At 74.3% G+C, this 11959-nt stretch carries 13 protein-coding genes; 7 read left to right on the top strand and 6 right to left on the bottom strand.

Annotated elements, in window-relative coordinates; all coding sequences use genetic code 11:
* Positions 1-14 precede the first annotated feature (14 nt).
* From Ae717Ps2_RS40555 to Ae717Ps2_RS27200, 5 genes are all read left to right on the top strand, one after another.
* Positions 15-1763: a protein kinase gene (locus tag Ae717Ps2_RS40555; protein WP_369804860.1), complete on the top strand. Its 1749-nt coding sequence runs from the start codon at positions 15-17 to the stop codon at positions 1761-1763.
* Positions 1760-3727: a Stk1 family PASTA domain-containing Ser/Thr kinase gene (pknB, locus tag Ae717Ps2_RS27215; RefSeq protein ID WP_075309241.1), complete on the top strand. Its 1968-nt coding sequence runs from the start codon at positions 1760-1762 to the stop codon at positions 3725-3727. The genes Ae717Ps2_RS40555 and pknB overlap by 4 nt, the downstream gene beginning before the upstream one ends.
* Positions 3728-3747: 20 nt before the next feature.
* Positions 3748-4383, top strand: coding sequence for an aminodeoxychorismate/anthranilate synthase component II (locus tag Ae717Ps2_RS27210; RefSeq protein ID WP_075309243.1), 636 nt, complete (start codon positions 3748-3750; stop codon positions 4381-4383).
* A gap of 204 nt (positions 4384-4587) precedes the next feature.
* Positions 4588-4848: a cell division protein CrgA gene (crgA, locus tag Ae717Ps2_RS27205; protein ID WP_020626195.1), complete on the top strand. Its 261-nt coding sequence runs from the start codon at positions 4588-4590 to the stop codon at positions 4846-4848.
* A 62-nt stretch (positions 4849-4910) separates the two neighbouring features.
* Entirely contained in the window at positions 4911-5387 is a 477-nt protein-coding gene (locus Ae717Ps2_RS27200) for a PH domain-containing protein (RefSeq protein WP_075309245.1), read from the top strand.
* Positions 5388-5527: 140 nt separating this feature from the next.
* On the opposite strand, the gene Ae717Ps2_RS27195 is transcribed toward Ae717Ps2_RS27200, so the two are convergent.
* On the bottom strand, positions 5528-6634 hold the full coding sequence (locus Ae717Ps2_RS27195) for a rhomboid family intramembrane serine protease (protein WP_233147689.1): 1107 nt from the start codon (positions 6632-6634) through the stop codon (positions 5528-5530).
* Positions 6635-6671: 37 nt separating this feature from the next.
* Entirely contained in the window at positions 6672-7217 is a 546-nt protein-coding gene (locus Ae717Ps2_RS27190; RefSeq protein ID WP_075309249.1) for a peptidylprolyl isomerase, read from the bottom strand.
* 43 nt (positions 7218-7260) lie between these two features.
* Here Ae717Ps2_RS27190 and Ae717Ps2_RS27185 point away from each other — a divergent pair, with 43 nt between their 5' ends.
* Positions 7261-7665 (top strand): hypothetical protein, encoded by a 405-nt coding sequence (locus tag Ae717Ps2_RS27185; protein WP_075334036.1) that lies wholly within the window; start codon positions 7261-7263, stop codon positions 7663-7665.
* Between the two features lie 28 nt (positions 7666-7693).
* Here Ae717Ps2_RS27185 and Ae717Ps2_RS27180 read toward each other — a convergent pair whose 3' ends face one another.
* Positions 7694-8809 (bottom strand): S9 family peptidase, encoded by a 1116-nt coding sequence (locus tag Ae717Ps2_RS27180; protein WP_075334035.1) that lies wholly within the window; start codon positions 8807-8809, stop codon positions 7694-7696.
* 279 nt (positions 8810-9088) lie between these two features.
* Here Ae717Ps2_RS27180 and Ae717Ps2_RS27175 point away from each other — a divergent pair, with 279 nt between their 5' ends.
* Positions 9089-9565, top strand: coding sequence for a hypothetical protein (locus Ae717Ps2_RS27175; protein ID WP_020625150.1), 477 nt, complete (start codon positions 9089-9091; stop codon positions 9563-9565).
* Positions 9566-9664: 99 nt separating this feature from the next.
* On the opposite strand, the gene Ae717Ps2_RS27170 is transcribed toward Ae717Ps2_RS27175, so the two are convergent.
* The 3 genes from Ae717Ps2_RS27170 to folP form a co-directional block, all read right to left on the bottom strand.
* Complete coding sequence (locus tag Ae717Ps2_RS27170) at positions 9665-10225, bottom strand: GNAT family N-acetyltransferase (RefSeq protein WP_083702511.1); 561 nt, start codon at positions 10223-10225, stop codon at positions 9665-9667.
* A 61-nt stretch (positions 10226-10286) separates the two neighbouring features.
* Entirely contained in the window at positions 10287-11051 is a 765-nt protein-coding gene (locus Ae717Ps2_RS27165) for a dihydrofolate reductase family protein (protein WP_083695427.1), read from the bottom strand.
* A complete protein-coding gene (folP, locus tag Ae717Ps2_RS27160; protein WP_139318875.1) occupies positions 11048-11914 on the bottom strand; it encodes a dihydropteroate synthase in 867 nt (288 codons plus the stop codon). The genes Ae717Ps2_RS27165 and folP overlap by 4 nt, the downstream gene beginning before the upstream one ends.
* Positions 11915-11959 lie beyond the last annotated feature (45 nt).

Here is an 11959-nt window from a genome sequence, read left to right as displayed (position 1 = left end):
TCCCCGGCGGTCCCGTGAGCGCCCTGTCGGCCGGGCAGCTGATCTCCGAGCGCTACCAGCTGGACCGGCGGATCGCGGTCGGCGGGATGGGCGAGGTCTGGGAGGCCTCCGACACCCGGCTCGGGCGCAGCGTCGCGGTGAAGGTCCTCAAGGCGGAGCTCTCCGACGACCCCGAGTTCCTGCACCGGTTCCGCATCGAGGCCCGTACCGTCGCCTCGCTGGACCACGCCGGGATCGCCGCCGTGCACGACTACGGCGAGGACGACAGCCCCACCGGCGGCGGGCGCACCGCCTACCTGGTGATGGAGCTCGTCCGGGGCGAGCCGCTGTCGTCGCGGATCGGGCGCGGGCCCATCCCCGCCGACGAGGCGCTCGACATCCTCGAGCAGGCGGGCCGGGCACTGTTCGCCGCGCACGAGCGCGGGTTCGTCCACCGCGACGTCAAGCCCGGCAACATCCTGCTGCGCACCGACGGCGTCGTGAAGCTGACCGACTTCGGCATCGCCAAGGCCGCCGACGCCGTCCCGGTGACCCGCTCCGGGATGGTGATGGGCACCGCCCACTACATCGCACCGGAGCAGGCCTCCGGCGAGGAGGCCGGGCCGTCCGGCGACGTGTACTCCCTGGGCATCGTCGGCTACGAGTGCCTGGCCGGAGTCCGGCCGTTCCGCGCCGAGAGCGCCGTCGCGGTGGCGATGATGCAGGTCCGCGACGACCCGCCGCCGCTGCCGGACGAGATCCCCGAGCGGGTCCGCGAGCTGATCTCCTCGGTGCTGGTCAAGGACCCCGAGCAGCGCTACACCGACGGCGCCGAGTTCGCCGACGCCGTCGCCGCGGTCCGGCGTGGGCACCGGCCGCCGCCGCCCGGCATCCCCGCCCCCGGCGGGTACGCGCCCGACTTCCGCGGCGACGACGGCAGCGGCGCGCGCCACTCCCTGCAGGAGAGCGGACCGGGGACCGGCGACGGCCCGTCCGCCGGCGGCCCCGACACCGCCGACCGCGGCCCGCGCACCGGCGACCCCGGCCCCGACGGCGCCCGCCGCAGCGGGCCGGACCAGGGCGTGTCCCGCCCGGTCACCGGCCCCTACCCCGGCGCCGGGCCGGGCCGGCCGCAGGGACCGCGCACCCCGGGCGGCACGCCGTCCGGATCCGGGCCGGTCCCGGTGCCCCCCGGCTCGCCGCCCTACGGCGCCCCGCTGCGTCCGCCGCACACCGGGCCGCACGCCGGCGGTCCGGCCGCCGGCCGTCGTCCGGGCGGGCCACCCACCGGGCCCGGGTTCCCGGGGCAGCAGCGCTCGGCGCCGACGCGTCCACCGGTGCGCCGCAACGCCTCCGCCGACCGGATGCCCGAGCTGCACCCGTCCGGCCCGCTCGATCTGGGCCCGCAACGGTCCGGCCGGGCGAAGGCGTGGCTGGCCGTGCTGTTCGTGGTCCTGACGCTCGCCGCCGTACTGCTCGCAGTGATGATCTTGAGGGGTGTCTCGCCCGACGACATGCGGCCCGGGTCACTGGGGGTCGCGCCCGGTACCGTGGCGACCGCGGCCGGCCCCCCGGCCGGGTCCACGGGACCGGCGGTCCCGGCAGAGCCGTTCGCCGTCCCCCGTGCCCAAGATCGACCGGAGGTGCCCGGTGATGTCCCGGTGATCCCACCGAACGGCCGCTCCGGCGCAGATGCCGCCCGTACGGGACCGGCAGTGGGCGCCGACCGGCATGATGAGCACGCCTCCGACGGACTCGATGAGTACGGGAACCTGAACCGATGACGACACCACGACTGCTCTCCGAGCGCTACGAGCTGGGCGACCCGCTCGGCTACGGCGGCATGTCCGAGGTCCACCGCGGCCTCGACACCCGGCTCGGCCGGGACGTGGCGGTCAAGGTCCTGCGGGCCGACCTGGCCCGCGACCCCCAGTTCCAGCTCCGCTTCCGCCGTGAGGCGCAGAACTCGGCGTCGCTGAACCACCCGGCGATCGTCGCGGTGTACGACACCGGCGAGGTCGAGTCCGAGTTCGGGACGCTGCCCTACATCGTCATGGAGTTCGTCGACGGGCAGACGCTGCGCGAGATCGTCAAGACCTCCGGCCCGATGACCCAGCAGCGGGTCGTCGAGGTGATGGCCGACGTCTGCGCCGCGCTCGACTTCTCGCACCGGCACAACATCATCCACCGCGACGTGAAGCCCGCGAACGTGATGATCAACGGCGTCGGCGCGGTCAAGGTCATGGACTTCGGCATCGCCCGTGCACTGGGCGAGGGCCAGAACGTCACCCAGACCGCGGCCGTCATCGGCACGGCGCAGTACCTGTCCCCCGAGCAGGCCCGCGGCGAGGCCGTGGACGCCCGGTCGGACGTCTACGCCGCCGGCTGTGTGCTGTTCGAGCTCCTGACCGGCGAGCCGCCGTTCACCGGGGACACCCCGGTCGCGGTGGCCTACCAGCACGTGCGGGAGGACCCTCGGGCCCCGTCCCAGCTGAACCCGTCGGTGCCCCCGGCACTCGACGCGGTGGTGCTCAAGGCGCTCAGCAAGAACCCGGCCAACCGCTACCAGTCGGCCGCCGAGATGCGGGCGGACCTGATCCGCGTGCGCAACGGCGAGCCGGTGCACGCGCCGCTGGTCATGAGCGAGCACGAGCGCACGCACATGATGGCCCACGACGGCGCGACCCAGGCCATGGCGACGCGCCGGCTCGACGCGGGCGGCCCGGCCACCGGCCGGCACACGATGCCGCCGCACCACCCCGACTACGGCGACGACGAGCGTCGCGGAGGGGGCCGCAAGGCACTCCTGTGGGTCGTCGCGCTCGCGGTGATCGGGCTGCTCGGCTTCGTCGGCTTCCAGTTGTTCTCCTCCTCGGGCCCGGACCAGGTCTCGGTGCCCGACGTACTCGGCCAGTCCCCGGACCAGGCCCGGCAGACCATCACCCAGGCCGGACTGCTGTTCTCCCAGCAGGACCAGCCGTCGGACGTCGCGCAGGTCGGCAAGGTCGTCCGGACCGACCCCGGCGGCGGCAACCAGGTCCCCGAGAACAGCCGGGTGACGGTCTACGTCGGCAGCGGGCCCGCGCAGGTCACGGTGCCGAGCGTCGAGGGCCTGTCCCCGGACGAGGCCGAGGCCAAGCTCCGGGCGGCCGGCCTGCAGGTCGGCGGCCGTACCGAGCGCGACACCAGTGACTCCAGCCAGGTCGGCAAGGTGATCACCTCCGACCCGGGGCCGGGCCAGCAGGTCTCGGGCAACACCGCGGTGTCGCTGGTGGTGGGTCGCAGGCAGCAGACGGTCGCCGTGCCCGACGTCGCGGGCCAGTCGGCCGACGCCGCCCGGACGACACTGCAGAACGCCGGTTTCCAGTCGATCTCCACGACCGAGGTCGACAGCAGCAGTTCGGCCGGCCAGGCGGTCGGCACGAACCCGTCGGCCGGGACCCGGGTCGCACCCGACCAGACCATCACCATCCAGATCAGCCGCGGGAACCAGAACCAGGTGCCCAACGTCGTCGGCCAGCGTGTCGACAGCGCGATCAGCACGCTGCAGGAGGCGGGGCTGAGCCCGTCGATCCGTCAGGTCGACGTCTCGGACTCCTCCCAGAACGGCGTCGTGCTGCAGCAGAGCCCGTCCGGCGGATCCGAGGCCTCCAGCGGCCAGACCGTTACCCTCACCGTGGGCCGCTACTCCGGTGGCAGCAGCAGCGACGGGGACAACAGCGGCAACAGCGGGTTCCCGTTCAACTGACCATCCTTCCGGGAGGAACCGTGCGCGTCCTCGTCGTCGACAACTACGACAGCTTCGTCTACAACCTGGTCCACTACCTGGCCCAGCTCGGCGCCGACCCGGTGGTCCGGCGCAACGACGAGGTCGAGCTGGACGAGCTCGACGACGTCGGCGCCGTCCTGCTCAGCCCCGGTCCGGGCACCCCGGAACGGGCCGGTCGCAGCGTCGAGGTCATCCACCGTGCCGCGGAGCGCGGCACCCCGCTGCTGGGGGTGTGCCTCGGCCACCAGGCACTGGCCACCGCCTGGGGCGGGGTCGTGGAGCGGGCGCCCGAGCTGCTGCACGGCAAGACCTCGGAGGTCTTCCACGACGGCACCGGTGTGCTCGCCGGGCTGCCCTCGCCGTTCACCGCCACCCGCTACCACTCGCTGACGATCCCGCCCGACGGTCTGCCGTCGGAGCTGGAGGCGACCGGGCACACCGAGACCGGCCTGATCATGGCCGTCCGGCACCGGGAGCTCCCGATCTCCGGCGTGCAGTTCCACCCGGAGTCCGTGCTGACCGAGGGCGGACACCGGATGTTGGCGAACTGGCTGCGCCAGGCCGGCTACTCCGTACCGGAGGACCTGGTCGTTCGGCTCTCCGCCGAGATGGCCGGGCTGGTCGCCGGGGTCTGACGGCCGCTCCGCACCGCCCGACGTCCCCGTGACGTGTGACGCCTGTGCCCCCGGGATGCCCCGGACGGCGACGCGGCCGCGCTACCGTGGTGGCGGATCTGTCCGGGTCGCCCCGTCCCCGACCACGGCGCCCCGTCGCAGGTCCCGCCCCCGGCCGGCGCACCGGCCGGACCCGTGTCCGACTCCGACAGGCGATGAGGTCAGATGCCGAAGTCGAAGGTCCGCAAGAAGGCGGCCTACACCCCTCCCCCGGTCAGCCGCACCCCGCAGAAGGTCGCGGGGCCGACGCACCCCGCCTACATCGCCGTCATGGTCGCGATGTGGATCCTCGGTCTCGCCTGGCTGGTGATCAACTATCTGGCGGGTCCGTCCATCCCGTTCATGCTCGCGCTGGGGAACTGGAACTTCATCATCGGTTTCTCACTCATCGTGATCGGCCTTCTCATGACCATGCGGTGGCGTTGACCAGCGGAAATACACGGATGTGAGTTGTCCACCATGTGGATGGAGCCTGTGGACAACGTCGCATGACCACGCAGGGTGATCGACTTCGGTGGTCGACGCCGGTTGGCACGGTCGTCGCACTCTGGGTGCTGGCGGTCGCCGCGACCGGCTGGTCGGTCGCGGTGATCGTCTCCGGGGCGGAGGCGGCCGGCGCGCTCGTCGCGGGTGTCGCGGCGCTCGGTCTCGCCCTGGCCGCGGCCTCGGGGACCCGTGCCCGGCCCCGGCTGGAAGCCGGTCCCGAGGGGCTGACGGTCCGCAGGCTGACCTGGACCCGGCACGTGCCCTGGAGCCGGGTGGACGACCTGCGCCTGCTGCGGACCCGCAGGCTGGGCCGCGAGTCGGTGCTGCTGGAGCTGGAGCTGCGCGACGTCGACGACCACGAGCGGCTCGTCATCCTCGGCCGGGCCGAGCTGGGCGCGGACCCGGTCGACGTGTTCGACGACCTGTCCGCCCTGCGTCCGGGACACCGCCCCGGCGACGCCGGCCCGACCGTTCCCTGACCCGCGCCCGGCGCCTCCACGGACACCGCGGCTCGCCCGGTGCACCGCCGCGGCGGGGGACGACCCGCGACGGTGCCGCTCGCCGCGTGCGGACCGCGCCGGCAGCTCGGGGCCCCACCCCTGGCGACGGCGGGTCGGGGTCAGACGCCGGCGACCGCGAGCAGCCCCGCGGCGCGCACCACGATCAGCACGACCGCGAGTGCGGTCAGCCCGGAGACCGCCAGCACCTGGGTCCGCCTGCGCTGCGGGGACCCCGTCCCGAGGTGGACCAGCGCCGCGGTGACCGCGGCGCCGAAGACCAGCCCGCCGAGGTGCCCCTGCCAGGAGATGCCCTGGATGCTGAAGCTGATCACGGCGTTGATCGCGATGAGGGCGACGACCTGCCCGGTCGGCAGCTTCAACCGCCGCAGCAGGACGAACAGTGCCCCCATCAGCCCGAAGACCGCACCGGAGGCACCCGCGGTCAGCCCGTTGGGAGCGCTGAACAGCATGACCGAGGCCGCGCCGCCGAGCATGGACACGCCGTAGACGGCGACGAACCGGGCCCGCCCCAGCACCGTCTCGACCTCACGGCCGATGATCCACAGGGCGTACATGTTGAACGCCAGGTGCAGCGGGCCGATGTGCAGGAAGCCCGAGGTGATGATCCGCCAGTACTCGCCGTCGGCGACCAGGAGCGGAACGAGCCCGCCGGCCTCGAACAGCGGCGACCGGAAGTTGGACATCACGCTGCCCGCCGTGACCGCGGTGATCACGTAGACCACCACGTTCGCGACGATCAGCCCGGGGACGACCACCGGCTTCCCGGTACGGCTCGCCCCGGCGACGGTGCGTCGTCGCGGGGTCGTCCGTGCGGCCTCGGCGAGGCAGTCCACGCAGTGCTGACCGACCGGGGCCGGCTGCAGGCAGGCGGGGCAGGCGGGCCGGTCGCAGCGCGAGCAGGCCAGCCCGGTGGGGCGGTCGGGGTGCCGGACGCACACCGTCGCGCCGCCGGGGCCGGGCGGGGCGCCGGGCCCACCGCCCGGGCCGGTCTCCCCGGATCCGTACGGCGCAGGTCCGTACGGCGCGGACCCGTAGGGCGTCTGCCCGTGCGGCGCCGGCCCGGGACCGCCCGGCGGCGGCCACTGGGGCTGCGGGTAGCCGGGCGGCGCCGGGTAGTACGGCGTGCCCGCGGGGCCGGGGGATCCCGGCCCGCCCTCGGGCTCGCCGGATGCCCCGGATCCGCTGCTGTCGGGTCGTCCGTTCACCACGGCCGGTCCACTCGGTGGTCGGAGACCTGCGGGGTCAGGACCGCTCGATCTCGATCTTCTCGATGACCACGTCGGTCAGCGGCCGGTCGGCCTGGCCGGTGGTGGTCTGGGCGATGGCGTCCACGACGGCCCGCGACTCGGCGTCGGCGACCTCACCGAAGATGGTGTGGCGCCGGTTCAGGTGCGGGGTGTTGCCCACCGTGATGAAGAACTGCGAGCCGTTGGTGCCCGGCCCGGCGTTGGCCATGGCCAGCAGGTAGGGCCGGTCGAACTTGAGGTCCGGGTGGAACTCGTCGCCGAACTGGTAGCCCGGGCCACCGCGACCGGTACCGGTCGGGTCGCCGCCCTGGATCATGAAGCCGCTGATCACCCGGTGGAAGATCGAACCGTCGTAGAACGGCCCGGAGTCTCCGCCGCTGGCGTTCGGGCCCGTGTAGTCCTTGCTGCCCTCCGCGAGGCCGACGAAGTTCGCGACCGTCTTCGGCGCGTGGTCGCCGAACAGCACGACGCGGATGTCGCCCTCGGAGGTGTGCAGGGCGGCCGTCGTCTTGGCGTTCTCTGGTTCCGTCACGACTACCATCGTGCCAGTAAGCAGCCGCATCCGTGGGAAGCAGGTCCGGAACATGAGTGCCGAGAGGAAGCGGGCCCGTGCCCGCAAGGACGCGACCGAGGCCGTACGCACCTTCGCCGACGCCGGCCGGATCACCGGTGGCGCGGTCACCGACGCCGTGGCCGGAGGGGTCTCGACGCGTCTGTCCGACCTGTCCGACGTGGTGTCCGGCTCGGTGCACGACGCCCGCCACGCGCTGGCCGAGATCGTCGAGCCGACCCCGGTGCGGGTGCGCCGGGCCCCGTGGATCGTGGCCGTCCTGCTGCTGACCGCGGCCGCGGTGTGGGGCTGGGCGACGGTCCTGAAGCGCGAGCGCGAGGTGGACCCCGGGACCCCGGTCCCGACGACCCCGCCGTCCGACGACCAGATCCACGGCAAGCCGATCGGTCAGGGCAGGTCGCAGACGAACGGCCACTGACCGCAGGGCCCGTCCCGGAACGGGCGGGTCAGGACGGGCGCAGCGTCCGCAGGAAGCCGGTCACGGCGGCCTCGTAGCCGTCGGGATCGGCGTTCCAGCTGCCGGTGTGCTCGGTGCCGGAGAACTCCCGGTAGGTGACCGGCCAGCCGTGCTCCGGGGCGGTCGCGGCGAGGTCCCGGCTCAACGAGACCGGGACGGCGGTGTCGGCGTCGCTGTGCAGGACGAGCGTCGGGGGGCGGATCGCGGGCGGACGCCGGACCAGGTCGAACCAGTCGAGGTCGATCCCGATCCGGCGTGCGGTGAACCGGGCCGCGACCCCGGCCAGGGTCGGGGGGAGACCGCGGTTGCGGGCCTGCCGGCGCAGCGTGCGACGCCAGTCGAGCAGCGGCGCGTCCCAGACCACGGCGTCGACGAGGTCGGCGTGCGGGGACCGGTCGAGGAACGCCCCGCCCACCGCGGCCCCCATCGACCAGCCGACCAGCACCAGCCGGCGCGCGCCGTGGACCAGGGCGTAGGCCGCGGCGGCGTCGACGTCGCGCCACTCGGTGTCGCCGAGGTGCGAGCGCCCGTCCGGTGACTCCGGGGCGGTCCCGTCCCCGCGGTAGCTGACGACGAGCTGGGTCAGGCCGGCCGCGTGCAGCGCGGGCAGGATCCGCAGTGCCTCGCGTCGGGTCCCGCCACGGCCGTGCACGCACAGCGCCCAGGTGTGCGGGTGCCCTCCGGCCGGGGCGGGGATGCGCCAGGCCGGGGCCGGCCCGAGGTCGGTGGGCACATCGACCTCGTCGAAGGGCAGCCCTCGTGCGGACGGGTCCGGGTCGAACGGGCCGGCGTCGAGCACGGCGGGGCCGATCGCGGGGACCGGGCCCGCGCGGAGCTCACGGACGACCGTGCGGCGCCCGCGGTCGAGGACCGGACCGACGACGGCCAGCCCGGCCGGGCCGCGCAGTCCCCACACACCCGGCTGCGCGGACAGCCGGGTCCGTGCCAGCTCGACGGTGCCGTCCCCGGTGGCGACGACCCGCTCGGGCAGCCCCGGGCGCGGCGACGGGTGCAGCAGGATCGTCGAGTAGTGCCAGCCGATCACGGCCGCGGCGGCGCCTCCCGCCCCGCCCAGGACCCCGGCCAGCGCGCCCGCGACGGGCACCGAAGGACGAACGGAGTGGCGGACGGAGGGGCTCGGCGCGCGCACGCACTCATCCTGCTCCCCCGCGTACGAGCGCCGCGAGTGGACCACCGGAGGCATTCAGGAGCGACGAGCACTCGCCCGTACGTGCGAGACCCCTCTCAGGTTGCCACTCGTACGGGTGAAGATCAGCGTCGATCGACTGCGCACCGCAACCGCTTGATGTGGATCTCGTTGTCCCCCGGCGAGGGTCGTCCGTCGACCCTCCGCTCCCCCGATCCCCCTTGGAAGGACGTGCGCATGAACTCGCTCGCCCGTACCGCCCTGCGGCTGTCCCTCACCGGCGCCGGCATCGCCGCGCTCGGCGCCGGTCTCGTCGGCCAGGCCTCGGCCGCCGAACTTCCCGAGCTGCCCGAGCTCCCGGCCGCCCCGGACACCTCCGCCCTGACCGACGCCGCGGACAGCCTCCCCTTCGGCGAGCTGCAGGTCCCGGACGCCGATGCCCTCGGTCTGCCGGAGCTGCCCTCGACCGACTCGCTGCCGAGCGCGCCGTCGCTGCCCGGCACCGACGACCTGCCCACCGCCACGCCGCAGGCCGCGGACGTCGCGTCGGAGCTGCCCTCGGCCGAGGACGCCCCCGAGCTGCCGTCCACGGACGACCTGCCCGAGCTCCCCTCGGTGGGCGACGCCGGCCTCCCGTCGGTCGACGACGCGGGCGCGCTGCCCCTGTTCGAGGTCCCGGCCGTCATGCACATCGAGGCGCCGACCGGCTCCTGACGTCGGTCCGCGGGTGCCGGACCCCCGACCGGCACCCGCGACCACGCCCGTCCGGTGTCCCCGACGACCGGGGCACCGGGCGGGCGCTCGTGTGCGGACTCAGGGGCGGCTGTGCCGCGGCCGCGGCGGCGGCGCCGGGACCACCGGCGCGCGGACGAGGAGCTCGTAGCGGTCAAAGGATCCCTCGTCGTCGACGACGTGGCGCAGGAACCGGAACCCGGCCCGCCGCGCGACCCCGACCGATGCGGTGTTCTGCGGGTCGACGTCGATCGAGATCCACCGCACGTCACCACGTTCGCCCAGGTAGCGGGCCGCGAGCCGGACCGCGCGGGTCGCGAGGCCGCGACGGCGGTACGCCGCGTAGACGCCGTAGGACAGACCGGCCCGGCCCCCCGCGGGGTCGAGGTCGACGTCGATGGTCCCGGCGAGGACGGCGCCGCCGTCCACCCGGATCCCGAAGCTCAGCTTCGGCCCGTCGTCGGCCCAGCGTTCGATCGCACGACGGACGTGGGCGCGGGCGGTCGCCGGGGTCGCGGGTGCGCCACCAAGCCAGCGGACGATCTCGGCGTCCTCACCCGCGAGGTGGGCCGTCACGTCGTCCCAGCCGAGCGGGCTGAGGACGACGACGCCGTCCGCCAGCATGTTGGAGGGACGCGACACGGGACCATCCTGCCCCAGACGTCGCCGTGCGTGATCGGGTACTCCCCTCCGGGGTTCCCCGTCAGGACGACGGCGCCTCGCGTACCCGGTAGCGCATGAGGAGCGTGTCGTCCCCGGTGACGATGCTGACCAGCTCCAGGCGCGCCGGATCCATGCCGGCGCCGCGGGCGATCCGCCCGGCCTCCCCGGAGACGAGGAACGGAGCGAGGGTCAGCCGCAGCTCGTCGACCAGGCCCGCCTCGGCCAGGCTGCCGAACAGCGCGGGGCCGCCCATGCAGTTGATCCGGCGCAGCCCGCGCTCCCCCAGCGCGGCGACCGCGACGGCGAGGTCGACCGACTCGTCGCCGGTGAGCACGACCTCGGCGCCGGCGTCGGTCCACCGGCCGCGCAGGTCCGCGGGGACCGCCTCGCAGGTCAGCACGATCGTGGGGACCACGGTGTCGGTCAGCACCGGCGCCGACGGATCGAGGGACTTCCCCGACGAGGTGACGACCGCCGTCGACGGCAGCTCCGACAGCCCGAAGCGGCGGCGCCGGTCGTCCATCCGGTCGTTGTGCTTGACGCCCGTGAACCCCTCGGCGGTGGCCGTCCCGGCCGCGACGAGCACGACGTCGGCCAGGTCGGTCCCGAGGTCGAGCACCGCGCGGTCGGGCGGGGTGGACAGCCCGGCCGAGCTGCCCCGGACCTCGACGGCCCCGTCCGCGCTGGACACGAAGTTGACCGACAGCCGGAGCCGGTCGTCCGGGTAGGCGTAGAGCCGTTCGAGCTGCTCGGTCGACAGCGGCCCGGCGTCGGCCACCGGGAAGATCTGGTGGATCGTGCTCACGCGAGCAGTCTCACCGCCCGCGAGGGATTCCGCTCGCCACGAACGGTGGCGACCATCTCGCAGGTCTCCCGGGTGGCCCGGGCCTGGTGGGCACGCACCATGGCGACGCCGCGGTCGGCGGCCAGCGCCGTCGCGGCGAGGGTGCCGGTCAGCCGCTCCTCGAGCGGCACGGCCAGGGACTCGCCGACGACGGTCTTGTTCGACATCGCCAGCAGCACCGGCCAGCCGGTCGCGACCATCTCGTCGATGCCGCGCAGGACCTGCAGGCTGTGCAGGGTGTTCTTGGAGAAGTCGATCGCCGGGTCGATGAGGATCCCGCCGGCGGGCACGCCCGCGGCGACGGCCTTCTCCGCGAGCGCGACGGTCTGGTCGATGACCGTGCGCAGGACGTCGGTGTAGCGCGGCCGGTGCGGCTCGGTGCGCGGGTCGACGTGGTCGGTGTGCGCGCTGACGTAGCCCGCGCCGTACCGGGCGGCGACGTCGAGGATCCCGGTGTCGGCGGCCGCCCAGTTGTCGTTGACCAGGTCGGCGCCCGCCGCGCAGACCGCATCGGCGGGTCCGGCGCGGAAGGTGTCGACCGAGATCGCGACGTCGGGGAACGTGTGGCGTGCCCACTCCACGGTCGGCACGACCCGGTCGATCTCCTCCTGCTCGGTCACCTCGGCACCCGGGCTGGCCGGCACACCGCCGATGTCGATGACGTCGGCACCCTCCCGGACCACCGCCGTGATGCGGTCCCGGGCGGCCTGCTCGGCGAAGGTGACCCCGTGGTCGTAGAACGAGTCGGGGGTCCGGTTGACGATCGCCATGACCATCGCCCGGTCCCGGTTCCAGGTACGTCCACGGAACGTCACGCTCGGCACGTGGTCTCCTCACAGCACGGACGGGCCCGCTGCAGGACCCGGTTG

The sequence above is a fragment of the Pseudonocardia sp. Ae717_Ps2 genome (assembly GCF_001932475.1).
Lineage (GTDB): Bacteria > Actinomycetota > Actinomycetes > Mycobacteriales > Pseudonocardiaceae > Pseudonocardia.
The sequence above is the reverse complement of the archived record's forward strand: the minus strand, read 5'-3'. Positions and strand labels throughout refer to the sequence as shown.

Coding starts and splice junctions, on each gene's coding strand:
- pknB (WP_075309241.1), top strand. CDS start 1,760: ATGACGACACCACGACTGCTCTCCGAGCGCTACGAGCTGGGCGACCCG.
- crgA (WP_020626195.1), top strand. CDS start 4,588: ATGCCGAAGTCGAAGGTCCGCAAGAAGGCGGCCTACACCCCTCCCCCG.
- Ae717Ps2_RS27200 (WP_075309245.1), top strand. CDS start 4,911: ATGACCACGCAGGGTGATCGACTTCGGTGGTCGACGCCGGTTGGCACG.
- Ae717Ps2_RS27190 (WP_075309249.1), bottom strand. CDS start 7,217: ATGGTAGTCGTGACGGAACCAGAGAACGCCAAGACGACGGCCGCCCTG.
- Ae717Ps2_RS27185 (WP_075334036.1), top strand. CDS start 7,261: ATGAGTGCCGAGAGGAAGCGGGCCCGTGCCCGCAAGGACGCGACCGAG.
- Ae717Ps2_RS27175 (WP_020625150.1), top strand. CDS start 9,089: ATGAACTCGCTCGCCCGTACCGCCCTGCGGCTGTCCCTCACCGGCGCC.